This window comes from Dokdonella sp. (assembly GCF_051958935.1).
Taxonomy (GTDB): domain Bacteria; phylum Pseudomonadota; class Gammaproteobacteria; order Xanthomonadales; family Rhodanobacteraceae; genus Dokdonella_A.
Window position 1 is genome coordinate 1 of the sequence record NZ_JBQCFP010000073.1, and the last position, 24,830, is coordinate 24,830.

A 24,830-nucleotide genomic window follows, 5' to 3' on the forward strand; every position below is an offset into this window, starting at 1 on the left:
ACCGCTTCCGGCATCGCGAACTGTTCGCCGGCGATGCCGGCGATGAAGCGCCCGCCGCGGATCTCGCCGCGCGCCTCGAGCCGATGGTAGGCACGCAGCAGGTCGCGCCACGGCGGCAGCCATTCCGCCTCGTGCGCGAGCAGGCGCCAGCAGACGACACCGTAGCGGCGCAGCAGCACGCGTGCGACGTGCTCGATCGTCGCCGCTTCGTCGTTGCTCTCCGGGGTGCCGCGACGCACGAGCGCCCAGCGCCCGGCGTCTTCGATGCCGAACAATGCGCTGCGCCGACCATGCCGGCGCCGCGCCGTCGACGGGCGCTTCGACGACGGCACGAGCAGCGCGCGCAGGCCGCTGTAGCTGTCGGAATGGACGAGGCCGGATGCGACGAGTTCGCCGAGCGCCTCCTCGAGCTGTACGTGCAGCAGGCGCGTGCCAGACAGGAGTTCGTCGAAGAACGAAGCGCCGCGCTTCGACAGATGCTCGGCGACGACCTCTGCACGCGAGGACAGCGCGGGCGCATCCTGGTTCGCGCCGTTCGCGAGCGCCATCCAGGTGTCGAGGTTGCGCCGCTGCAGCAACACGATCGGCGTCGCGCGCACCGGACCGCCTGCGCGCTCGCTGCCGCCCTTGCGCGGACGCAGGCGCGTCCAGACGAGGCGCCCGGCCTGGCACAGCGCGTCGAGCCAGGCGATCTCGTAGCCGTCGACGCGCGCGGGCAGGATCGAGCCCTCCCAGGCGGAGGCGGGCGCCTCGTAGCCTTCGAGCTGGGCGAGCACGCCGGCGAGCGCATCGGGCCCGCTCACGCGCGTGCCGTCGGCGACGCGCTGCCAGTCGAACAGGAAGCGCATGTAGTCGCGCGGCTCGACCGGTTCGATCTCTCGCCGCAGCCGCTTGACCGTGTAGCGATGGATGCGCGCGAGCAGATGCCGCTCGCACCACTCGACCTCGCCATCGGGCGCGAGCGACTCGCCCGAATAGCGGCCCTGCATGACGAAGCCATTGCGTTCGAGCGCGAGCAGCGCGAGGCCGACGGCGGAGCGGTCGAGTCCGAGCGACGCGGCGAGCGCCGTAGGCCGAACGGGCCCGAGCGCGGTCATGCGCGCGCGCAGGATCTCGACGAGCGCGTCCTCGGGCGTCCACGCGGCCACGGCGTACTCGGCCGGCGCCTCGATGACCGGATCGAGCGACGCGCCCGGCAACACGGCAGCGAACTGCGGCAGTCGCTCGGCCGGTACCCACGCGAATGAATCACCGTCCATGCCGACCGACAGGCGCGTGACGCGGCGGTCGGCGACGAGCCGTTCGAGCCATTGCATCCAGCCGTGGTTCGCGCGCGCCTCGGCCGCTGTCACGTAGGCGACGCCCATGAGCGCCGCGTGCAGCTCGTCGGCACCGCGCGCCTGCGGCCAGGCTTCCTCGCGCACCGCATCGATCGCATCCTGGTCGAGGCGGCCGAGGTCGTCGGCATGTTCGGGCGAACTCCAGCGCCGGCTGCCGACCGCCTGCGTGCGCCGCTCCTCGAGCGGCGCATCGTCGAGGAACGCGTACGGGCGCGCGCCGAGGATTTCCGCGGCGAGCGGCGAGGGACCGGTGAGGTCGCGCGCGACGATGCGCGCGTCGCCGCGCTCGAGCCGCTGCAGCAACGCGACGAGCGCATCGATGTCCATCGCCTCGTGCAGGCAGTCGTGCAGGGTCTGGTCGACCAGCGGATGCTCGGGGATCTGCCGCTCGCCGACGATGTTCTCGAGGCAGGCGACCTGGTCGGGAAATACCTGCGCGAGCAGGTCTTCGGCCTTCATGCGCTGCAGCTGAGGGGGCACCTTGCTGCCGCCCTGGAAGCGCGGCAACGCGAGCGACGTCGTCGCATTCCAGCGGAAGCGCAGGCCGAACATCGGCGCATCGAGCAAGGCCTGCACGAGTACGTCGCGCACGCTGTTCGAATGGAGGTAACGCGCCACCTCGTCGAGCGGGAAGCTGTGGCTCGTCGACAGCGACAGGATGATCGCATCCTCGGTCGCGGCCGCCTGCAGTTCGAAGTTGAACGTGCGACAGAACCGCTTGCGCAGGGCGAGGCCCCAGGCGCGATTCATGCGGCTGCCGAACGGCGTGTGGATGACGAGCTGGGTACCCCCCGATTCGTCGAAGAAGCGCTCCATCGCGAGCGTGTGCTGGGTCGGCAGCACGCCGAGCGCGATCTTGGCCGAGCCGAGATAGTCGACGATCTGGCGCGCGGCCGCCGCGCCGATGCCGACCTCGGCGACGAGCCAGTCGACGGTTTCCTGCACGCTCTCGCCCAGTTCGCCGGGCAGCGCATCGGCCCCGGCCAGCCGCGCGCCGACTTCTTCGCGCAGCCGCGACACGGCGAACGACAACTCGTCGCTGCGGCCCGGCGCTTCGCCGAGCCAGAACGGGATCGTCGGCGGCGCGCCCTGCGCGTCCTCGACGCGGATGCGCCCGCGCTCGACGCGCAGCACGCGATAGGCATGGTTGCCGAGCTGGAAGATGTCGCCGGCGATGCTCTCGACCGCGAAGTCCTCGTGCACGCTGCCGATCATCGTCGACTGCGGTTCGAGCACGACCTCGTAGTCGGCGGTATCGGGAATCGCGCCGCCCGAGGTCAGCGAGGTTAGGCGCGCGCCGCGGCTCGCGCGCAGCACGCCGTTGACCGCGTCGCGATGCAGGTAGGCGCCGCGCGGGCCGTTGCGCGTCGTGTAGCCCTCGGCGAGCATGCGCAGCACCGCAGTGAACTGCTCGCGAGTGACGCCGGTGAAGGGATAGGCGTGGCGCACGGCGTCGTAGAGTTCGTTCTCGCTCCACTCGCGGCTCGCGACCTCGGCGACGACCTGCTGCGCGAGCACGTCGAGCGGTGCCGCTTCGACGTGCAGGGTGTCCAGCTCGCCGCGACGCACCGCATCGAGCAGTGCCGTGCACTCGACCAGTTCGTCGCGCGAGAGCGGGAACAGCCGCCCCTTCGGCGTGCCACCGACCGCGTGGCCGGAGCGGCCGACGCGCTGCAGGAACGTCGAGATCGCACGCGGCGTGCCGATCTGGCAGACGAGGTCGACGTCGCCGATGTCGATGCCGAGCTCGAGCGAGGCGGTCGCGACGAGCGCCTTGAGATCGCCGCGCTTGAGGCGCTGCTCGGCGTCGAAGCGGTGCTCCTTCGACATGCTGCCGTGGTGCGCGGTGACCTTGTCCTTGCCGAGGCTGTCGCTCAGGTGCCGGGCGAGGCGCTCGGCCATGCGCCGCGTGTTGACGAAGATGAGCGTGGTGCGGTGTTCGGCGATGAGTGCCTCGAGGCGCGCATGCAGCTGGCCCCAGACGTCGCCGGACATCACCGCCTCGAGTGGTGCCTCGGGCAGTTCGAGCGCGAGGTCGCGCGCGCGCACGTGGCCCGCGTCGACGATCGTGCAGGCGATGTCGGTCGCGCGGACCGGCACTGCGCCGTCCGGTGCGGACCCTGCGTCCACCGTCACCTCCGTGGCCGGCTCCATGCCGGTGAGGAAGCGCGCGACTTCGCCGATCGGCTTCTGCGTCGCCGACAGGCCGATGCGCACGAGGCGCCGGCCGCACAGCGCGTCGAGCCGCTCGAGCGACAGCGCGAGATGCGCGCCGCGCTTGTTCGGCGCGAGCGCGTGGATTTCGTCGACGATGACCGTGCGCGTCGTCGACAGCATGCGCCGGCCCGAGGCCGAACCGAGCAGGATGTAGAGCGACTCCGGCGTCGTCACGACGATGTGCGGCGGCCGCTTGCGCATGCGGTCGCGCTCCGCCTGCGGCGTGTCACCGGTACGGACCATCGTGCGGATTTCGACGTCGGGCAACCACAGCTGCAGCAGCTCGTCGCGAATGCCGGCGAGCGGGCGTTCGAGGTTGATGCGCACGTCGTTCGACAGGGCCTTCAGCGGCGACACGTAGACGACCGCGGTCTCGTCCGGCAGGCCGGCCTCGAAGCCGCGGAGCACGAGGTCGTCGATCGCCGCGAGGAACGCCGCGAGCGTCTTGCCTGAACCGGTCGGCGCGGCGATCAGCGTATGCCGGCCCGAGGCGATCGCGGGCCACGCCTCGGCCTGTGCCGGGGTCGGGGCATCGAACGCCCGGCGGAACCAGGCGGAAACGGCGGGATGGAAGGTATCGAGCGGCATCGCGGCAGTCTGCACACGGTCGTCTCGAATCGTGAGACGGACCGGTTCGACTAGGGTGCGGCCGGTGGCGGTCGAACTCAAGCGCGGTGCCGACGATAGCGGGTCGATCGGGGCGCCTGGACATGCGGCGGCGCCGGCCGCGCGAGCGCGGCCGCGCCATCGGCTCCGTAGGGCGGTACGCGCAACGCGCGTGCCGCCGCCCGCCCTCGGGGACACACCTGTCGGCACGCGCTTTGCGCGTGCGTCCTGCCAGCCCTGCAGCAGGCGGAGGCCCGAATCAGCTTCGCCTTGACGACCGGGGTGAGCGCCATGTACGCCGCAAGGATCATCTTGAGCTCCGTAGGGCGGTACGCGCAAAGCGCATGCCGCCCCGCCAGCCTACAGCAGGCCGAAACGCTGGATCAGCTTCGCCTTGACGACCTGCGTGAGCGCCATGTACGCCGCGAGGATCAACGCGAGATACGGCCAGTACATCGCCGGCAACGCGACGAAGCCGAACTTCGGCGCGAGTGGCGAGTACGGCAGCAGCGCGCCGGCGAGGCAGATGAGGACGCCGGTGATCGTCAGCGGCAGGCTCGCCCTGCTCCGCACGAACGGCAGGCGGCCGGTACGGATCACGTGCACGACCAGCGTCTGCGAGAGCAGCGACTCGACGAACCAGCCGGTCTGGAACACGCCCGCGTTCGCAGGCGAGTTCGCACCGAACACGAACCAGAGCAGCGCGAACGTCGCGTAGTCGAACAGCGAACTGACCGGGCCGATGCAGAGCACGAAACGCGTGATAGCACCCATGTCCCACTGGCGCGGCCGCGCGAGATATCCGGGATCGACCTCGTCGGTCGCGACCGCGGTCTGCGAGAGGTCGTACAGCAGGTTGTTCAGCAGGACCTGCACAGCCGCCATCGGCAGGAACGGCAGCAACGCGCTCGCACCGAGCACGCTCAACATGGTCCCGAAGTTGGAGCTCGCGGTCATCTTGATGTACTTGAGGATGTTGCCGAACACCTTGCGGCCTTCGAGCAGTCCTTCCTCGAGCACCATCAGGCTTTTTTCGAGCAGGATGATGTCGGCGGCTTCCTTGGCGATGTCGACCGCGCTGTCGACCGAGATGCCGACGTCGGCCGCGCGCAATGCGGGGCCGTCGTTGATGCCGTCGCCCATGAAGCCGACGACGTGCCCGTCGCGGCGCAGGGCCTCGATCACGCGCACCTTCTGCGCGGGATCGAGGCGCGCGAACACCTGGGTGTCGCGAGCCGCGAGGGTGAGTTCGGCGTCGCCCATCGCGGCGACTTCGGGGCCGACGAGGCAGCGCCCGACGCGCAGCCCGACCTGGCGGCAGACGTTGCGCGTGACGACGTCGTTGTCGCCGGTCAGCACCTTCACGGCGACGCCGTTGTCGGCGAGCGCACGGATCGCGTCCGCCGCGCTCTCCTTGGGCGGATCGAGGAAGGCGACGAAGCCCGTCAGCACGAGGTCCGTTTCGTCGGCCAGCGAGTACGCCGCCTTTGCCTCGATGTCGCGCATGCCGAGTGCGAACACGCGAAAGCCGTCGTCGTTCATGCCGCGTGCGAGCCGGCGCGCGCCGGCGAGACGGACGTCGTCGATGGCCACGTCGGCTTCGCCGACGCGCACGCGCGCACAGATGCCGAGCATCTCCGCGACCGCACCCTTGGCGACGAGGAAATGACGACCCGCGCGATCGCGCACGATCACCGACAGGCGCCGGCGCGTGAAGTCGAAGGGCACTTCGTCGACGAGCGTGTATTCCTCCTGCAGCCGGCGGCGGCGGTCGGCATGGACGCGCTCGATCACCGCGACGTCGAGCAGGTTGCGAAGGCCCGTCTGGTAGTGGCTGTTGAGGAATGCGAACCCGAGCACGCGCTCGTCCTCCTCGCCGGACACGTCGACGTGGCGCTCGAGGATGACCTTGTCTCGCGTCAGCGTCCCGGTCTTGTCGGTGCACAACACGTCGATCGCGCCGAAGTCCTGGATCGCGCCGAGGCGCTTCACGACGACGTTCTTCTTCGCCATCGCCATCGCGCCCTTGGCGAGATTGATCGTGACGATCATCGGCAGCATTTCGGGCGTGAGGCCGACCGACACGGCGACCGCGAACATGAAGGCGTCGATCCAGGCGCCCTTGGCGATGCCGTTGACGAGGAAGACGAGCGGCACCATCACCGCCATGAAGCGGATCATGAGCCAGGCAAAGCGCCGCACGCCCTCGTCGAAGCTCGTCGGCGCGCGTTCGCCGCCGATGGAACCGGCCAGCCTGCCGAACGTCGTCCGTGCGCCGGTCGCGACGACCGCGCCGGTGGCGCTGCCGCTGACGACATTGCTGCCCATGAAGCAGAGGTTGCGCGCCTCGAGCAGGGTCGCGGCCTCGGCGTCCGCCGCGGCGAACTTCTCGACCGGCATCGACTCGCCGCTCAGCGAAGATTGGTTCACGAACAGGTCCTTCGCGGCAAGCAGGCGCAGGTCGGCCGGAATCATGTCGCCCGCGGCGAGATGCACGACATCGCCAAGCACGAGCTGTTCGATCGGCACTTCGACCTTCGCCGCCGGGGCGCGCACGCCGTCGGCGCCCGTGGCGGGCATGCGGCGCACCGTCGCGGTGGTGCTGACCAGGCTGCGCAGCCGTTCGACCGCGCGACCGGTGCGTGCTTCCTGGAAGTAGGACAGGAATACCGCGATGAACACCATCGCGAGCATGATCGCCGCACCCATCGCGTCATCGCCGAGCCACGACACGACTGCGAGGATGCCGAGCAGCACGTTGACCGGGTTGATGAAGAAGCGCCGGGCGATGTCGAGCAGGAACGGCCGGCGGCGCGCGGGCGCGAGCACGTTCGGACCGTGCTCGGCGCGGCGCGCGGCGACCTCGTCGGCGTCGAGGCCGAGGCCGTCGACGCCCAGGCGCTCGAGCACCGCGGCGGGCGGGAGCCGAACGAGCTCGAGCAAGGGCTGCGCTGCAACCGACGCGCGGCGACTGCGCTCGAAGCGCAGTGCGGCGGGCAGCGCAGCCGCGAACGGCGACCCGCCGATGGCGGTCGGGAGAAACTTGAACATGGGCGACTCCGGATGTCGTGGCGCAACGCTGCCGCCACGGGGAATCGCCGCGTCGCCGACGCGATCGCGTCAGCCGGCCATCCGTTCCGCGCGGGCAGCGCTGCTTCGTCTGTGGCTACTGCAACTGTCCACGGAGGGAACCTCGCACGAGGGTGGGCGCGCGCCCGGCCGGCACGCGGCGCGATTGTCGCCTGCCCATGCTGTCACGGCGCTTTCAGGGCGCGCAGGCGTTCGACCACGTCATCGAAGAACGAAACCGGCAATTCCGCGCGTACCGGCACGCACCAGTGATGCGCGTCGGCGAACGCGACGCACTTGACTGCGTCCTTCTCGGTCATCAGCACGGGCGCGCCATCGCCGAAGGCGAGGTCGGCCGCGGCGAACGCGTGATGATCCGGGAACGGATGTGGCACGACTTCGATGCCGTGCGCGCGCAGCGAGAGGAAGAAACGCTCGGGATTGCCGATCGCCGCGACCGCGTGCACGCGCTGGCCGGCGAACGCATCGAGCGGCCGCGTCAGTGCCGCGCGCTGCACCGGAACGGCGACATCGCCGACCAGCCGCATCGGAATCTCGCCCGCCTGCGCGGCGCCGCCGTTGCAGACGCGGAACGGGATCGATTCGAGGCGTGCGAGCGGCTCGCGCAAGGGTCCGGCGGGAAGCAACCGTCCATTGCCGAAACGGCGCTGGCCGTCGACGACGCAGATCTCCAGGTCGCGCGCGAGCGCGACGTGCTGCAGGCCGTCGTCGGCGATGACGACGTTGACGCCGCGATCGAGCAGCAGCGCAGCCGCACGCGCGCGATCGCGCCCGATCGCGACCTCGACACCCGCGCGACGGCGGATCACGCACGGCTCGTCGCCGACGCGGCGCGGATCGGGCAGGTCGTCGAGCAGCAGCGGGCCACGTTCGGAGCCGCCGTAGCCACGGCTGACGACGCCGGGCCGGAAGCCGTGCAGGCGCAGGTTCTCGGCCAGCGCGATCGCGAGCGGCGTCTTGCCGCTGCCGCCCGCGGTGAGATTGCCGACGACGATGACCGGCGCCGCGACGCGCGCGGCGCGGCGCAATCCGATTCGATACGGCGCGAGGTGTGCTGCGCGCAGCCCACGGTAGACCGGCACGAGCGAGCGCAGCCACCACGGCACCGGTGCACCGTCATACCAGATGCGTGCGATGCGCTGCGCGAACGCGCTCATCGCGCGGCTCCGCCCGCCTCGGCGATGGGGGCACGCGGCACCGGCGGCATCGCGATCCTCATTCAGGCCCCGGCGCCTGCCGGCGCCGCCTGTGGCGCGTCCTTGAACTGCAGGCGATGCAGCGCGGCATAGCTGCCGTTGCGCGCGAGCAGCGTCGCATGCGTGCCGCGCTCGACCACGCCGCCCTGATCGAGCACGACGATCTGGTCGGCGTGCTCGACGGTCGAGAGCCGGTGCGCGATGACGATCACGGTGCGATCGCGCATGAGCCGCTGCAGCGCGTCCTGCACGAGCCGCTCGGACTCGCTGTCGAGCGCGCTCGTCGCTTCGTCGAGGATGAGGATCGGCGCGTCCTTGAGCAGCGCGCGCGCGATCGCGATGCGCTGCCGCTGGCCGCCGGAGAGCAGGCTGCCTCCCGCGCCGACGCGGCTGTGGATGCCCTGCGGCAACTGCGCGATGAACTCCATCGCGTTGGCGGCTTGCGCCGCGGCGATGATGTCGGCCTCGCTCGCGTCGACGAGCGCACCATAGGCGATGTTGCGCGCGACACTGTCGTCGAACAGCGCGACGCCCTGACCGACCCAGGCGATCTGCCGGCGCAGGCTCGCGAGTGTGTAGTCGGCGAGCGGGCGGCCGTCGAGCAGGATTTCGCCCGAGGTCGGCTCCTGGAAGCGTGGAATGAGGCTCGCGAGCGTCGACTTGCCGCTGCCGGAGCGGCCGACGAGCGCGGTCACGCTGCCGTGCGCGCAGGTGATGTCGACGCCTTCCAGCGCGGCGCGCGTCGCGCCCGGGTAGCGCATGCCGACACCGCGCAGCACGATCTCGCCGCGGCACTGCGCGAGTTCGATCGTGCCTTCGTCGCGTTCCGCCGGCGTGTCGACGAGGCCGAAGATCTCGTCCGCCGCGGCGATGCCGCGCTGCAGGTTCGCCTGCACCGTGGTCAGGCGCTTGAGCGACGGCAGGATGCCTCCCATGGCGAGGATCAGCGAGGTGAATGCGCCCGGCGACAGGACGTCGAGCATAGACGGCCTCGTCGCGAAGTAGATGATCAGGGCGAGGGACACCGCAGCGATGAGCTGCACCAGGGCGCTCGAGAGGCCGTTGGTCGAAGCGACCTTGAGGCCGAGGCGGCGCGCCTGTTCGGACACCGCGTTGAAGCGCGCGGATTCATAAGCCTGGCCGCCGAACACCTTCACCTCGCGGTTCGCGCCGACGACCTCTTCGATGACGCCGCTGACCGTGCCCATCGATCCCTGGATGCGCCGGCTGATGCGCCGGTAGCGGCGACCGACCCAGACCACGAGCGCGCCGACGAGCGGCACCATCACGAGCAGCGCGAGGGTGAGCTGCACACTCGCGCGCAGCATCACCGCGACGTAGGCCACCACGCTGAGGCCGTCGACGACCGCGATCTTGACCGCGTCAGTGGTCGCCTGCGCGACCTGCTCGGAGCTGTAGGTGATGCGCGCGATCTGGTGGCCGGACGATTCCGCATCGAAGAACGATGCCGGCAGGCGCAGGTAATGGTCGAACACCTGCTGGCGCAGCCGCTGCACGACGCCGCGCCCGATGTAGGCGGTGCCGAAGTCCGTCGCATAGATCGCGAGACTGCGCACGGCGAAGATCGCCACGATGATGATCGGCATCCAGAAGATGCTGGCCGGGTCGCGCGCGATGAAGAGGTTGTCCAGCATCGGCTTGATCGTGCCGGCGAACAGGCCCATGCAGGCCGCGTCGGTGACCATCGCGGCGACCACCACGATCGCGACCGGCCAGTAGCGGCGCGCATAGCCGAGAAGGCGCAGGTAGACCGCAAGGCTCGAACGCGTCGCCGCGTCTGCCCGGCTCACTTCGCGCCTGCCGCCTGCGACTGCGCGATCGCGATCGACAGGCGCGTGAAGCCGAGCTGGCCGAGCGCATCCATCGCGGTGACCACCGCCTGGTGCGGCGTCATCGCGTCGGCGCGCAGGACGACCGCACGCGAGCGATCGTCGGCGGCGAAGCGCGAGATCGCCTCCTTGAGTGAATCGAGCCCCGGGTTCAACACTTCGTTGTTGTCGATGTAGTAGCGACCGTCGCGATCGATCAGCACGACGCATGCGTCGCGCTGCTCGGTCTGCTCGCTCGACTCGGCCTGCGGCAGGCTCACCTGCATGCGCGAGTTCTGCACGAACGTCGTCGTCAGCACGAAGAACATGAGCAGGGTCAGCAGCACGTCGATGAGCGAGATCACGTTGATCTCGAAGTCGTCCTCGCGGCGGGCAGCGGCGATCCTCACGTCGGCCGCCTCAACCCGCGGTGGTCGCGCTGCGCGGCACGCGCACGGCGCCGGCCGGCGCGGCTGCAGGCGCCTCCGCGGTCGCGGTGAGTTCGTCGGTGAGGAGGAACACCTGGCGCTCCATCTCGACCACGAGGCCGGCGACGCGGCTGCGGAAATAACGGTGGAACGCGTAGGCGGGGATCGCCACGCACAGGCCGGCGGCGGTGCACACGAGCGCCTCGCCGATGCCACCCGCCATCTTGAGCGGGTCGCCGACGCCGCTGACCATCACCGCGAAGAACATGCGGATCAGGCCGAACACGGTGCCGAGCAGGCCGAGCAGCGGCGAGATCAGCGCGATCGTGCCGAGCGTGTTGAGGAAGCGCTCGAGCCGGTGCACGACATGGCGGCCGGTATCCTCGACGCGCTCCTTGATCACCTCGCGCGGACGGTTGCGCACCGCCAGCGCGGCGGCGAGCAACTCGCCCAGCGGCGAATTGGTGCGCAGTGCATTCAGGTGTTCGGGGTCGAGCTTGCGCGTGCGCGCCCATTCGCGCACTTCGTCGCCGAGCCCGGGCGGTACGACGGTCTTGCGGCGCAAGGTCCAGAAGCGTTCGAGGATGATCGCGAGCGCGATCGCGGAACAGATCAGGATCGGCAGCATCGCCCAGCTGCCGGCCATCAGGAGTTCGAACACGTGACACCCTTCCGATTACGTTGCTCCCCGCATCATAGCAGCGCCGCCGACGCTGTCTGTGAGGGCATCGACGCGGCACCGGCCGGCGGTGCGCGGGAATCCGCATCGGGCGCCCCCTCGCGCCAGTAGCGCCACTGCCGCCCGCGCTCGCGCGCGACGATCCGCGGCGGCGCGTCGGCGGGAAACGCGAGGCGTACCGCCCCGGCATCGGCGGTATTGACGAGCGTCGCGCCGATCGCGGTGTAGCGCGCGACGACGTCAGGCGCCGGATGATGGAAGCGATTGCGCCATCCGGCCGATACGATCGCGATCACCGGACGCAGCGCCGCGAGCAACGGCGGACTGGACGAACTGCGGCTGCCATGATGCGGCACGACGATTGCGAGCGGTGGCCCCGGCCCGGCCGCGGCGGCGATGCCGGCCTCGACACGGCGGCTGACGTCGCCAGGGAGCAGCAGGCGCCCGGCGCGGCCTTCGACCAGCAGCACGCAGGAGCGATCGTTGCCGCGCGTCGGCACCGCGTCCGCGGGCGCAGCAGGTCCGAGCATGCGCAGGCGCACGCCGTCCCAATCCCACGACTCGCCCGCGCGGCACGGCGCGGCATCGATCGCGAGCCGTTCGGGCTCGCCGCTCGCTCGTAAGGCATCGGGATAGGCGCGGGCCACGGCGACGGCGCCGCCGGCGTGGTCGTTGTCGCCATGACTGATCACGAGGCGATCGAGGCGATCGGTACCGAGCGCGTGCAGGGTCGGCAACACCGCGGCTTCGCCGAGATCGAACCCCGACGGGAAACGCGCGCCGGCATCGAACAGCAACGCATGTCCGCGCGTGCGCACGAGCACCGAAAGGCCCTGGCCGACGTCGATGACGACCGCCTCGAAGGCGCCGGGCCCGGGCAACGCGCGTGCCGGCCACAGCAGGGGCACGAACAGCAGTGCACCGAGCAGGCGCGCCGGTGTCGCGCGCGGCAGGAACAGCCACGACGCGCCGGCGATCGCAAGACCGGCCACCCAGGGCTCCGCCTCGGGCAGCCACCAGTGCGCACCGGGCCAGCGCGCGGCCTGCTGCAGCAGCCACCACTGCGCGTGTGCGACCGCGGCGGCGAGCGCGAGCGGCAGCGCGGCGAGGCCCGGCACGAGCAGCAACGCGAGCACGGCGACGAGGCACAGCGGAACGATCACGAAGCTGATCAGCGGCACGGCGAGGAGATTGGACAGCGCGCCGACCAGCGAGGCCTCGCCGAAAAACCACACCGACAGCGGCAACAACGCGATCGTCATGACGAGCTGGCCGAGGCCCAGTTCGCGCAGGAAGCGCAGCCGACCGCGTACGGGACCCAGCGCGAGCATGAGGAACGCGACGCCGACGAACGAAAGCCAGAAGCCCGCCGCCAATGTCGCGAGCGGGTCGGCGAGGAGGATCGCGAGCAGCGCGAGCGCGAGCGTGTGCGCACCGCCGCCGCCGCGCCGGCCGAAGCGCATGGCCGCGACGACGGCAATCATCGCGAGCGTGCGCACGGTCGGCAGGCTGCCGCCCGCGAGCATGCCGTAAAGCAGTGCCGCGAGCAGCGCGGCCGGTGCGCGCACGAGCGGATACGGCACGCGCAACGCGAGTCGCGGACACGCACTCCAGAGCAGCCAGGCGAGCGCGACGCCGAACAGCCCGGCGACGCCGACGTGGAATCCCGAGATCGCGATGAGGTGCGGACTGCCATTGGCGCGCGCCACTTCCCAATCGCCCTGGTCGAGTCCGCGCGTGTCGCCGATCGCGAACGCGCGCAGCAGGGCCGCGTCGTGCGGGTCGGCGACGCGTGCGTCGATGCCTTGCGCGATCGACTCGCGCAGGCGGTCGATGCAGGTAACGCGCGAGCCCAGCCGCCGGTCATCCTCGCCTTCGCGCACATAGCCGACCGCGGTGATGCCGCGCTCGAGTGCCTGCCGCTCGGCGTCGAAGCCCCCCGGATCGACGAGCCCGCGCGGACGCTTGAGGCGCAGCAGCAACTGCCACCGATCACAGGAGGCGAGTTCGTCCGGCGTTCCGTCGTACCAGGAGACACGCACCCGCCCGCGCAACGGCAACTCCATCCCGTCGAGCCGAGCGCGTTCGATGCGCAGCGTGAAGCGCGTCGCGTCATCGCGGCGCAGCGGCAGGCCGTCGACGACGCCGCTGACCAGCACGTCGCGTCCTTCCAGTTCGTGCGGCAGGCGGGCCTCGAGTGCGCTGCCTGCGCGGAACGCGCACCAGGCGAAGCCGAGCACCAGCCAGCCGGCGAGGCGCAGGCGTGGCCGCGCCAACGCGAAGGACGCGGCCGCGGCGAGGGCCAGATCGACACTGGCCGGCGGCAGCGCCGGCAGCGCATGCACGGCGAGCACGCCGCAGAGCATCGAGAGGGCCGCGTGCACGCCGACGGCCGGTATCCGCGCTTGGAGCATCCTGCCCTCGCTTCGTGCCGTATCCGCGTTCCTTCGCGGCTCCGCCCCTGCCTACGCGCTAGGCGGCGCGCGGGTGCAACTTGCCGCCGGAAAGTTCGAGCACGCGCTCGGCGCGCGCCGCGAGCTTCGCATCGTGCGTGACGAGCACGAGCGCCGTGCCGATCTCGCGATTGAGCTCCAACATGAGGTCGTAGACCTGCGCCGCGTTGCGCTCGTCGAGGTTGCCGGTCGGCTCGTCGCCGAGCACGCAGGCCGGGCGCGTGACCAGCGCACGCGCGACCGCGCAGCGCTGGCGTTCACCGCCGGACAGTTCTCCCGGCTTGTGCTCGAGCCGCTCGCCGAGGCCTACGCGTTGCAGCAACGCGACAGCGCGTTCGCGCGCGTCGCCGATCGCGCCGCCGCGGATCAGCAGCGGCATGCAGACGTTCTCGACCGCGGTGAACTCGGGCAGCAGGTGATGGAACTGGTAGACGAAACCGAGCGCGCGATTGCGCAGTTCACCGCGTGCGCGATCGGACAGGCGCGACATCGCCTTGCCGTCGACGCTGACTTCGCCCGCGCTCGGCGCATCCAGGCCGCCGAGGATGTGCAGCAGCGTACTCTTGCCGGTGCCCGAGGCACCGATGATCGCGACCGTTTCGCCGCGCCGGACGGACAGCTCGACATCGCGAAGCACGTCGGTGCGCAAGTTGCCTTCCTGGTACGTCTTGGCGACGCCCGCTGCTGACAGGACGATGTCAGGGCCGAGGGCCGAGGGCTGGGCGCTGGGATTTCGCATCATGGTATCCATCGTCGTCATCGTGTCCGCGGAGCCGCGCTTCGCCAGCCCTCGACGCCCAGCCCTGCTCACTCGTACCGCAACGCCGCCGCAGGCTCCGTCTTCGCGGCGCGGCGGGCCGGATAGAGCGTCGCGAACGTGCAGAACACGAAGGCGGTGAGCGTGATCCAAACCACGTCCGAGCCGTGCAGGTCGCTCGGCAACTCGCTGATGTAGTAGACGTCGGGCGACAGGAACGTCACGTGGAAGGTGCGTTCGATCCAGTGCACGATCGCGCTGAGGTTGAGCGAGAGCAGCACGCCGAACAGCACGCCGAGCGCGATGCCGAGCGTGCCGACGAGCACGCCCTGCACCATGAACGTGCCCATCACCGAGGCGGGGCTCTGGCCTAGAGTACGCAGGATCGCGATGTCGGCCTGCTTGTCCTGCACGAGCATGACGAGGGTCGAGACGAGATTGAACGCCGCGACCGCGACGATCAGCGAAAGGATCAGGAACATCACCTTCTTCTCCATCGCGATCGCCTTGAAGAAGTTGCTGTGCCCCTGCATCCAGTCGGTCACGCGGTAGAACTGGCCGAGCTGCTGCGATAGCTGGCGGCCGACCGGAAACGCCTGGAACATGTCGTCCAGGCGCAGGCGGATACCGGTCGGGCCGTCGAGCCGGTACAGCGTCTGTGCATCCTGCAGTGCGATGACGGCGAGGCCGGAGTCGTATTCCTGCATGCCGGCCTCGAATACGCCGACCACGGTGAAGCGCTTCATGCGCGGGATCGCGCCGATCGGCGTCGCGCTGAACTCCGGTGCGAACACCGTGACGAGGTCGCCGACGCCGACACCGAGCGTCATCGCGAGCTCCTTGCCGAGCACGATGCCGAACTTGCCGGGCACGAGTTCGTCGAGCCGACCCTCGACCATGCGCGTGCCGATTTCCGATACGCCCGCTTCGAGCGCGGGATCGACGCCGCGGATGATCGCCCCGCTCACGCGCGTGCCCTGCAGCATCGCCTGGCGCTCGACGTAGGGCGCCGCCCCCAGCACGTGCGGATCGGCGCGCGCGACTTTCAGCGCCTCGGGCCAGTCGCGCACGCTTTCGCCGATGCCTTCGATCGTCGCGTGCGATACCATGCCGAGGATGCGGTCCTTGAGTTCCTTGTCGAAGCCGTTCATGACGGAGATCACGGTGATCAGCGCGGTCACGCCGACCGCGATGCCGAGGATCGACACCAGCGAAATGAACGAGATGAAGTGGTTGCGCCGCTTCGCGCGCGTGTAGCGCAGGCCGATGAAGACTTCGAGTGGGCGGAACATCGTGCGGGCGGTCCTCGGGTCGTTCGCCGTGGCGGCACGCGGACGCGTGCGCATGCGCTGGCGTCGCAGCGCCGTTGCGTTCGACCACAACGGCGGTGCAGAGTGCCGCAAGGCCGCTGGCGCGGCAAGTCGGTCGGCGCGAGGATCGGCGTAGGAATTCCAAGCGATACGACCACGGAGACGCATGAACGAAGCCACCACCCCGCCCCTTCCCGCCGACCTGCGCGACGAGCTCGCGCGCGCGGTGCGCCAGGTCAACACGGTCGTGCTCGGCAAGAAGCACGAGGTACGACTCGCCTTCGTCTGCCTGCTCGCCGGCGGCCACCTGCTCATCGAGGACCTGCCCGGCGTCGGCAAGACCACGCTCGCGCATGCGCTCGCCGCGACACTCGGACTCGGATTCCAGCGCGTGCAGTTCACCTCCGACCTGCTGCCGTCGGACATCATCGGCGTGGGCATCTACGAGCGCGAAGCGGGCGTGTTCAAGTTCCATCCGGGGCCGCTGTTCACGCAGCTGCTGCTCGCCGACGAAATCAACCGCGCGATGCCCAAGACGCAGAGCGCGCTGCTCGAGGCGATGGCCGAGGGCCAGGTCACCGTCGACGGCACCACGCATCGACTTGCGCCCCCGTTCTTCGTCGTCGCGACGCAGAACCCGCTCGACCTCGCCGGCACCTGGCCCCTGCCCGATTCGCAGCTCGACCGCTTCATGCTGCGCATGAGCCTCGGCTACCCGGACCGCGACGCCGAACGCGCGATGCTCGGCGCCAGCGACCGCCGCGACGTGATCGCCGCACTCACGCCGTGCCTGGGCCCGGAGCAGATCCTCGCGCTGCGCCAGGCGTGCGCCGGCGTGCTGGCGAGTCCGGCGCTGATCGAGTACGTGCAGGCGCTGCTCGCCGCGAGCCGCGACCATTCGGACATCCGCGTCGGTCTTTCTCCGCGCGCGGGACTCGCCCTGCTCGCGGCCGCGCGTGCGCACGCGCTGCTCGCCGGGCGCCCGCACTGCGTGCCGGAGGACGTGCAGGCCGTGTTTCCGTTCGTCGCCGGGCACCGCCTGGGCCTCGGTGCCAATGCGCGCGTCGACCGCACCAAGCTAGTCGCCCAGTTGCTCGAGGCGACCCCGGTACGCTGACCGATGCCGAGTACCTTCGCGTCCTGGCGCCTGCGCGCGCTCGCCTACGCCGAGCGCCGCCTGCCCGCGTTGACGCGCCTGCGCCGCCCCGAAGCCCCGCCGATCCGGCTCGACCGCCGCCGCATCTACGTGCTGCCGACGCCGTTCGGCCTGGTGTTCGCTGCGCTGCTGTTCGTGATGCTGATCGGCGCGCTCAACTACGGCAACAACCCGGCGGTCCTGTTCACGTGCTTGCTCGGCAGCGTCGCCGGCGCAAGCCTGTTCGCCGGCTTCCGCGTCGCGAGCGGGCTGGTGCTTTCGCGCGTCCACGCCGGCGAGGCGTATGCAGGCGAACCCTTTGAAACGCGCCTGCGCTTCGATCCCGGGGCGCGCAGCCGCGCGTCGCTGCGCCTGCGGCTGGATACGTCCGAAAGCGCATTTTCGCTGCCGGCGAACGAGCCGGCGGATGTCGCCGTCGTCGTCGTTCGGCCGCGGCGCGGCTGGTACCGGCCCGGCCGCATCCGCGTGTGGACCGAGTACCCGCTCGGTCTGTTCCGCATCTGGAGCTGGGTCAATCCCGACGTGGAATTCCTCGTCTACCCGGCGCTGGAACGTTCCGCCCCGCCGTTGCCGTCCGGCGAAGGCCACCACGGCGAGCAGGCCCGCGCCGGCGCGAGTGAGGAACACGGCGGCCTGCGCGACTACCGCCCGAGCGATCCTCCGCGCCTGATCGCGTGGAAGGCGTCGGTACGCCACGACAGCCTGCTCGTGCGCGACGCCGAAAACCGCGCGGGCGAGGCATTGACGCTGGACTACGCGGCGCTGCGTGGCGTCGATGACGAGACGAGGATCAGCCGGCTGGCCGCCTGGAGTGTCGCCGCCGAACATGCCCAGCGCGCATACACCTTGCGCTTGCCGTACGAGACGCTGGGCCCGGGGCTCGGCGCCGACCACCTTCGCGCCTGCCTGCGCGCGCTTGCCTTGATGCCCGGACATGATATCCACGACGACGACGACTGACCGCCTCGATCGCACGCGGTTCGAACGCGTCGCGCTCGCGGTCGCCGCGACATTGGCCCTGCACGTGGGCCATCTGCCCGTTTGGGTGTCGCTCGCCGTGGCCGTCGCGCTCGTCGCACGCGTCGTCGCGCGGCGACGGGCCATGGGCGCCGTCGCCGCATGGCTGCGGGTCCCGCTCACTGCACTGCTGCTTGCCTTCGTGGTCATGCACTACGGCAACATGTTCGGGCGCATTCCCGGCACCACGCTCGCCTGCGGCATGCTCGCTTTGAAGCTGCTCGAAGCCGAGCGCGAGCGGGATGCGCGTGTCGCGCTCGGCTTCTCGTTCTTCGTGCTGATGTCCTCGCTCCTGTTCGTGCAGTCGCTCGCCTTCAGTGTCGTGGTCGCGGCGGTGCTCGCGCTCGTCGTCACGGGGTTGCTGGCCCTGCAAACGGCGCCGCTCGCGCAACCCCGCATGAGCAGGGACCTGCGCTCCGCAGGCGCCCTGCTCGCTGTCGCATTGCCGTTCGCACTGGCCGCGTTCGTGCTGCTGCCGCGGCTGAGCGCGCCGATGTGGGGGTCGCGTGGCGACGATACGCTCGGCAGTACCGGCCTCAGCGACAGCATGGCACCGGGGGAGTTCGCGCGGCTCGTGCTGGACGAATCGCCGGCTTTCCGCGCCGAGTTCATGGGGCCTCCGCCGAGCGCGCGCGTGCTGTATTTCCGTACGATCGTCCTCAACGACTTCGACGGAACGACCTGGACCCGCCGCCTCAGCGACGGCCGTCCCGGCGAAGCGAATCCGGCGTCGACAGGGCCGGCGAGCTTCTACGACTACACCGTCACGCTGGAAGGCAGCGGCGATCAACGCTGGCTGCCGGCGCTCGACCTGCCGCTGACCTCGCCCGACGGGGCGACGCTGAGCCGCGACCAGACCCTCATCGCGCGCCGCGGCACGTCCCCGCTGCGCCAGTATCGGCTGCAATCATCCACTCGCGCGAAGATGGCAACGGAGCTTGCCCCAGCCGATCGCGAGCGCATGCTTGCATTGCCGCACGGCTACGGTCCGCGTGCGAGACGCCTCGCGCAGCAGTGGCGCACCGAACTCGGCGACGATGCGCGGGTGGTGCAGGCGGCGCTGAAGCTGTTCAATTCGAGTTTCGACTACACGCTCGAACCGCCGCCGCTCGCGCGCGATTCCGTCGACGATTTCCTGTTCGGCACGAAAGCCGGCTTCTGCGAGCACTATGCGTCCGCATTCGTGTTCCTGATGCGCGCCGCCGGCATCCCGGCACGCGTCGTCACCGGCTACCAAGGTGGTTGGTGGAGCGGCGAGTACATGCTCGTGCGGCAATCCGATGCGCACGCATGGGCGGAAACCTGGGTCGAGGGCAGCGGCTGGAAGCGTGTCGACCCGACGGCCGCGGTCAGCCCGGAACGCGTGGATCTGGGCGCCGCGCAAATCGACGCGGAGACCACTTGGTACGGCGGCTGGTTGCGCGACCTGCGCAACCACCTCGATATCGCCAACCGTTTGTGGACGCGTTCGGTGATCACGTTCGATTCGCTTCGGCAGAACGCCCTGCTGACCGAGTTCGGGGCGTCGCAGCTGAGCCATGGCGATCTCCTGCTCGTCCTGACGATCGTTCTCACGGTGACGATGGGGTTAGCGGCTGCCTGGGCGATGCGTGAGTCGCGCACGCGGCGGGGCGATCCGCTCGATCGCGCGTGGCAGCGTTTCCGTGCCCGGCTCGCGCGTGCCGGAATCGATGAACGCCCCGACGAGGGGCCGCTCGACCTCGGCGCGCGGTGGCGTGCGGCGGTGCCGGAGCGGTCACGCGAGATCGACGCGCTGGTCGGCGAATACGTCGCGCTGCGGTACGGCAGCCTGGTACCGGAACGTGCGCGCATCGCCGCGCTCGGTCGGCGCCTGCGCGCCGTGCGCCTGCCGCGGCGCAGCTGACGGTGCGACGAACCGGCATTCAGGCGCGTCGGGTACCATGCGCACATACGGCATTGCAGACGGCGCCCCGCGCCGCCGCCGGATGAGGTTCCAGCATGCGACACCCACTCACGATCGCCCTCCTCGGCGCCACCCTCGCTTCCTGCGCGACCATTCCCGGCCCGCTGCAGGGCGAATACGCCGCCACGACGCCGCGCGAGGCGCGCGGTGACGGCCAGGCGGTTCGCTGGGGCGGCGAAATCATCAAGGTCGAGCCGATGCAGGATTCGACATGCTTCGAAATCCTCGCGCGCGAACTCGATGCGAGCGCGCGTCCGACGAGCCGCGACGCCAGCCAGGGCCGTTTCATGGCCTGTCACGCCGGCTTCTACGATCCGGAGGAATTCGACCGCGGCCGCGAGGTCACCGTCGTCGGCAAGGTCACCGGCACCGATCATGGCAAGGTCGGCCAGTTCGACTACGCCTATCCGCACGTCGACGCGAGCGCGGTGTACCTGTGGCCGAAGCGGCCGCTGTACGTGCGCTCGCCGTATTACTACGACCCGTGGCTGTACGGCTACGGCCCGGGCTGGGGTTATTACGGGCCGGGTTGGGGTTACTGGCGCCCGCCGGTGATCATCCGCGACCATCGCCCTGAACCGCAGCCCAAGCCGGTGCCGGGCGGCAAGTAGCCCTGCTTCGCGCAACTAACCGCACAGCTGATGGCTTAGCATCGTTCCGGTTCGCCCGGAGGGAGCCCGCCATGAGTCCACGTTCGCTGCTGTGCGCGGTCCTCGCCGCATCCATGGTCCCCGCCGTCGCCGCCGAAGGTGCTGCGGCATCGAAGGTTTTTTCGTCGCCGGCTGAAGCGGTCGCCGGCGACCACGCGGGCGCGGTCGTGCTCTGGGGCGGCCGCATCTTCGAGCGCGAATCGGGCGAAGACGGCCAGTGCGTCGGCGTGCTCGCGTTCCCGCTCGCGCGCCGCGACGGCCGGCCCGACACGCGGCTCGAGCCGGGGCAGATCTTCTATGCATGCAGCAGCGAAGCGCTGTCGCCTTCGGACTATGCGGTCGGACGGCAGGTCGCGGTCACCGGCAAGCTCGCTGCGGTGCGCGCGCGCATCGTCGGCGACGACTGCAAGATCCTGCCGCCGAACACCGCGTTCGTGACCTGGAAGGCGACCGCGGTGACGCAGACGGCACAAGGCTGCGTGGCGCGCCTTCCGGTGGTCCAGATCAGCGACGGCCGCACCTGGCCGGATCCGCCGAGAGCGCACCCGCCCCAGTTCATGTGAGCCGCCTCAGCCCGGCGGCCAGTGCAACGCGCGTCCGGCGAGCAGGTGCAGATGGATGTGGAACACGGTCTGGCCACCGTCGCGGTTGCAATTCATGACCACGCGATAGCCGTCCTCGGCAAAGCCCTGCGCCTTGGCCCAGCGCGCAGCCGCAACGACGAGCTTGCCGACCAGGGCCGCGTCGCCGTCGGCGAGATCGTTGAGCGTCGCGAACGGCCGCTTCGGGATGAACAGCACGTGCACCGGCGCCTGCGGATTGATGTCGCGGAACGCGAGCAGGTCCTCATCCTCGTAGACGATGTCGGCGGGAATCTCGCGTCGGATGATTTTCGCGAACAGGGTGTCGGTCATGGCGTCGGGATTGGTGATTGGTGATTGGTGATTGGTGATTGGTGATTGGTGATTGTGATTGGGATTGGGGGTGCCGCGAAGCGAGTGTCGATTACTGGCGGACCCTACGATGCACGCGGCGTTCGCGCTTTCACCAATCACCAATCCCGAATCACCAATCACCGATCACCAATCACAACACCTGCCGACCGCCGAACGCGTGCGCGAGCGTGCCGCGATCGATGAACTCGAGCTCGCCGCCGAGCGGCACGCCGTGGGCGAGCCGGCTCGCGCGCACGCCGGCCGCACGCGCGAGGTGGGCGAGCATGTGCGCGGTCGCCTCACCTTCAACGGTGGGGTTGGTCGCGACGATGAGTTCCCGCACCTCGCCTTCGGCGAGCCGTTGCGCGAGCAGGTCGAGGCCGAGCTCCTTCGGTCCCAGGCCATCGAGCGGCGAAATGCGCCCGAGCAGGACGAAGTAATGCCCGCGGTAGCCGGTGGCCTGCTCGATCGCGAGCTGGTCGACCGGTGTCTCGACGACGCAGAGCAGGCTGCGATCGCGTGCCGTCCCCGCGCACAGTGCACACACCGGATCCTCGCTGAACGTGCGGCAGCGCGTACAGTTGCCGATGCGCTCCACCGCCGCGGCGAGGCGCTCGGCCAATCGTCGTGCACCGGCGCGATCGCGTTCGAGCACATGGAATGCCATGCGCTGCGCGGTCTTCGCACCGACGCCGGGGAGGCATCTGAGCGCTTCGACGAGGTCGGCCAGGAGCGGGGAGGAGGACATGGCTCTTTTTTAGGGTTGAGGGCTGATCGCCAAGGGCTGCAACGGTCGAGGAATACACGGCGGGAAACGAGGTTTGCACCCCATCGCCGGCGAGGCGTCGCACCGGCTGCGGGCGATTTAAGCCCAAGGCCCTCAGCCCTCAGCGCTGCTCGCCTCAAAACGGCAACTTGAACCCCGCCGGCAAATTCATGCCCGAGGCGAGGTTGCCGAGCTTCTGCTGGTTCAACGCGGCGACCTTGTTGACCGCATCGTTGAGCGCGGCGGCGACGAGGTCTTCCGCCATTTCGGGGTCGTCGGCGAACAGCTTGCGGTCGATCGCGACCGCGCGCACTTCGTGGCGACCGCTCATGCGTACGCTGACGAGGCCGCCGCCGGACTGGCCGGTGACTTCCATCTGCGCGATCTCTTCCTGCGCGCGCTTCATCTCTTCCTGCATGCGCTGCGCCTGTTGCATCAATCCGGCGAGTGGGCCTTTCATGAGTGGGGTCATCCTTGCGATCCGTCCGGGATCGCCGTGATCTGGGTGGGTTGTGGATGTGGGTACGCCATTTCCTTCGGCTGGTCCAACAGCGGCCATCCATGGCCGCACATTTTCAGATGAAGCATTCAACCAGCGGCATCGGTCTCATGTTTCGAACGCACTCAGCCGTCCGTGGGGCGGATGCTGTCGGGGATCACGCGAGCGCCGAAGGTCTCGATCATCGACTGCACGAACGGATCGCTCTGCACCGCTTCCTCCGCGGCCGAACGGCGCGCGTGCTCGGCGCGCGTGCGCTGCTCGGCCGGCGTCTGCGCGCCGGTCGAGGCGCGTTCGAAACGAACCTTGACGGCATGCCCGAGTGCCGCACCGAGGCGCTGTTCCAGCAGGCCGACCATCGAACCCTCGGCGAGATGCTCGTACGCGGGGTCCATCGCGAGGCGCACGATGTGACCGTCGATCGCGACGAGCGTGGCGTTCTGCGCGAGCTGGCCGACCGGGCCGCGCAGACCCGCGCGCTCGATCAGGCTGGGCCAGTCTGACGGGGAAGACGCTGGGACTTGCGAGGACACCGCAGGCGGCGAGGGAACTTCGGGCATCGACGCGCGCGGCGGCGCGTTCGGTCGCTCGGCGGCGGGTTCGATGTTGCGCAGCGGTTCGCGTGCGGGCGGCGAAGGCGCTTGCGCGCGTACGGGAGCTGCCGCGGCGGCGGCGCGCACCGGCGCCGCCGGGCGCGCGATGGCCGTACCGTTCGCGCCGCCCGGCACGAACGCGAGCATGCGCAGCAGCGCCATCTCGAAGCCGACGCGTGGCGTCGGCGCCAGCGGCAGGTCGCGCCGCCCGGTCACTGCCATCTGGTACCAGAGCTGCACGTCCTGCGCGGCGAGGCGCGCCGCGAGCGCTGCGAGCTCGGGACCCTCCTCGCCCGCTGCGTCCGGCACGAGCTGCAGCAACTGCACGCGATGCAGCAGGCCGGCGAGTTCGTCGAGCACCTGGGCGAAATCGGGCGAGAACTGTGCGATGCGCTCGATTTCCGCGAGCAGCGCCGCACCGTCGCCGTCCGCGAGTATTTCGAGCAGGACGCGCACCTTCGCGCGCTCGACCGTGCCGAGCATCGCGTGCACCTCGTGCGCGTGCAGCGCGCCGCCGCCGTGGGCGATCGCCTGGTCGAGCAGCGACAGGCCGTCGCGCAACGATCCGTCGGCCGCGCGCGCGAGCACGTCGATGCCTTCGTCGTCGAACGCGACCTGCTCGGCGCCGAGGATATGGCGCATCTGGCCACCGATCTGCTCGGGCGAGAGCCGCTTTAGGTTGAACTTGATGCAGCGTGACAGCACGGTCACGAGCAGCTTCTGCGGATCGGTCGTCGCGAGCAGGAACTTCACGTGCTGCGGCGGTTCCTCGAGGATCTTCAGCAGCGCGTTGAACGCCGGCTTGGACAGCATGTGCACTTCGTCGATGAGATACACCTTGTAGCGGCCACGCGTCGGCGCGTACATCGCGTTCTCGATGAGGTCGCGCACGTTGTCGACGCCGGTGTTGCTTGCCGCGTCGATCTCGAGCAGGTCGACGAAACGGCCGGCGTCGATCTCGGCGCAGGCCGCGCACTCGCCGCACGGGTTCGAGGTCGGCCCCTTCTCGCAGTTCAGCGACTTGGCGAAGATGCGCGCGATCGTCGTCTTGCCGACGCCGCGCGTGCCGGTGAACAGGAACGCATGGTGCAGGCGGCCGCTGTCGAGCGCATGGGTGAGCGCGCGCACGACGTGCTCCTGCCCGACGAGTTCGGAAAAACGGCGCGGGCGCCATTTGCGCGCGAGGGCTTGGTAGGACATCGGAGATCCGCTGCTGGGTCCGCGATTGTAACAACGCGGATGTTAGCGGACCGTGCGCCCGGCGCGCGTCGCCGGCGTCGGGCGTCCTGTGCGCCGAACCAGCGTGGCAGTCCCGGGTTCGCCCCGGCAAGGGGCGAAGCCGGATCTCCAGATACGAGGTGGCG

18 protein-coding genes are annotated in these 24,830 nt (G+C 70.0%); 5 read left to right on the forward strand and 13 right to left on the reverse strand.

Features of this window, described 5'->3' with window-relative positions; all coding sequences use genetic code 11:
- The 9 genes from ACTHK2_RS06700 to ACTHK2_RS06740 form a co-directional block, all read right to left on the reverse strand.
- Positions 1–4,145, reverse strand: a 4,145-nt coding sequence (locus ACTHK2_RS06700) for a DEAD/DEAH box helicase (protein WP_440244928.1), incomplete at its 3' end; no start/stop codon positions are given.
- Positions 4,146–4,523: 378 nt separating this feature from the next.
- Complete coding sequence (gene mgtA, locus ACTHK2_RS06705; RefSeq protein ID WP_440244929.1) at positions 4,524–7,214, reverse strand: magnesium-translocating P-type ATPase; 2,691 nt, start codon at positions 7,212–7,214, stop codon at positions 4,524–4,526.
- Positions 7,215–7,417: 203 nt separating this feature from the next.
- Positions 7,418–8,410 (reverse strand): tetraacyldisaccharide 4'-kinase, encoded by a 993-nt coding sequence (lpxK, locus tag ACTHK2_RS06710; RefSeq protein ID WP_440244930.1) that lies wholly within the window; start codon positions 8,408–8,410, stop codon positions 7,418–7,420.
- A gap of 62 nt (positions 8,411–8,472) precedes the next feature.
- Positions 8,473–10,260 (reverse strand): lipid A export permease/ATP-binding protein MsbA, encoded by a 1,788-nt coding sequence (gene msbA, locus ACTHK2_RS06715; RefSeq protein WP_440244931.1) that lies wholly within the window; start codon positions 10,258–10,260, stop codon positions 8,473–8,475.
- Positions 10,257–10,688 carry an ExbD/TolR family protein gene (locus ACTHK2_RS06720; RefSeq protein ID WP_440244932.1) on the reverse strand — a complete coding sequence of 144 codons (432 nt, stop codon included), beginning with the start codon at positions 10,686–10,688 and terminating at the stop codon, positions 10,257–10,259. The genes msbA and ACTHK2_RS06720 overlap by 4 nt, the downstream gene beginning before the upstream one ends.
- Before the next feature lie 10 nt (positions 10,689–10,698).
- On the reverse strand, positions 10,699–11,367 hold the full coding sequence (locus tag ACTHK2_RS06725; protein WP_440244933.1) for a MotA/TolQ/ExbB proton channel family protein: 669 nt from the start codon (positions 11,365–11,367) through the stop codon (positions 10,699–10,701).
- 32 nt (positions 11,368–11,399) lie between these two features.
- Positions 11,400–13,799 carry a DNA internalization-related competence protein ComEC/Rec2 gene (locus ACTHK2_RS06730; protein ID WP_440244934.1) on the reverse strand — a complete coding sequence of 800 codons (2,400 nt, stop codon included), beginning with the start codon at positions 13,797–13,799 and terminating at the stop codon, positions 11,400–11,402.
- A 58-nt stretch (positions 13,800–13,857) separates the two neighbouring features.
- Entirely contained in the window at positions 13,858–14,577 is a 720-nt protein-coding gene (gene lolD, locus ACTHK2_RS06735) for a lipoprotein-releasing ABC transporter ATP-binding protein LolD (protein ID WP_440244945.1), read from the reverse strand.
- Between the two features lie 68 nt (positions 14,578–14,645).
- The gene (locus ACTHK2_RS06740) at positions 14,646–15,887 is read right to left on the reverse strand and encodes a lipoprotein-releasing ABC transporter permease subunit (protein WP_440244935.1); all 1,242 of its coding nucleotides are present in this window, start codon (positions 15,885–15,887) and stop codon (positions 14,646–14,648) included.
- Between the two features lie 184 nt (positions 15,888–16,071).
- On the opposite strand from ACTHK2_RS06740, the gene ACTHK2_RS06745 reads away from it, so the two are divergent.
- The 5 genes from ACTHK2_RS06745 to ACTHK2_RS06765 all read left to right on the forward strand — a co-directional run bounded on the left by ACTHK2_RS06745 (position 16,072) and on the right by ACTHK2_RS06765 (position 21,236).
- The gene (locus ACTHK2_RS06745) at positions 16,072–17,022 is read left to right on the forward strand and encodes an AAA family ATPase (RefSeq protein ID WP_440244936.1); all 951 of its coding nucleotides are present in this window, start codon (positions 16,072–16,074) and stop codon (positions 17,020–17,022) included.
- A 3-nt stretch (positions 17,023–17,025) separates the two neighbouring features.
- Positions 17,026–18,021, forward strand: a complete 996-nt coding sequence (locus ACTHK2_RS06750) for a DUF58 domain-containing protein (RefSeq protein ID WP_440244937.1) — start codon at positions 17,026–17,028, stop codon at positions 18,019–18,021.
- Positions 17,996–19,963, forward strand: a complete 1,968-nt coding sequence (locus tag ACTHK2_RS06755) for a transglutaminase TgpA family protein (RefSeq protein WP_440244938.1) — start codon at positions 17,996–17,998, stop codon at positions 19,961–19,963. Before ACTHK2_RS06750 ends, ACTHK2_RS06755 begins: the two co-directional genes overlap by 26 nt.
- 95 nt (positions 19,964–20,058) lie before the next feature.
- Positions 20,059–20,634, forward strand: a complete 576-nt coding sequence (locus tag ACTHK2_RS06760; protein WP_440244939.1) for a Slp family lipoprotein — start codon at positions 20,059–20,061, stop codon at positions 20,632–20,634.
- Positions 20,635–20,705: 71 nt separating this feature from the next.
- A complete protein-coding gene (locus ACTHK2_RS06765; protein WP_440244940.1) occupies positions 20,706–21,236 on the forward strand; it encodes a Slp family lipoprotein in 531 nt (176 codons plus the stop codon).
- Positions 21,237–21,242: 6 nt separating this feature from the next.
- Here the strand turns inward: ACTHK2_RS06765 and ACTHK2_RS06770 are convergent, their stop codons facing one another.
- From ACTHK2_RS06770 to dnaX, 4 genes are all read right to left on the reverse strand, one after another.
- Positions 21,243–21,587, reverse strand: a complete 345-nt coding sequence (locus ACTHK2_RS06770) for a histidine triad nucleotide-binding protein (protein WP_440244941.1) — start codon at positions 21,585–21,587, stop codon at positions 21,243–21,245.
- Positions 21,588–21,759: 172 nt separating this feature from the next.
- Positions 21,760–22,356 carry a recombination mediator RecR gene (gene recR, locus ACTHK2_RS06775; RefSeq protein ID WP_440244942.1) on the reverse strand — a complete coding sequence of 199 codons (597 nt, stop codon included), beginning with the start codon at positions 22,354–22,356 and terminating at the stop codon, positions 21,760–21,762.
- A 154-nt stretch (positions 22,357–22,510) separates the two neighbouring features.
- Entirely contained in the window at positions 22,511–22,834 is a 324-nt protein-coding gene (locus ACTHK2_RS06780; RefSeq protein WP_440244943.1) for a YbaB/EbfC family nucleoid-associated protein, read from the reverse strand.
- A 164-nt stretch (positions 22,835–22,998) separates the two neighbouring features.
- Entirely contained in the window at positions 22,999–24,666 is a 1,668-nt protein-coding gene (gene dnaX, locus ACTHK2_RS06785; protein ID WP_440244944.1) for a DNA polymerase III subunit gamma/tau, read from the reverse strand.
- Between the last annotated feature and the right edge of the window lie 164 nt (positions 24,667–24,830).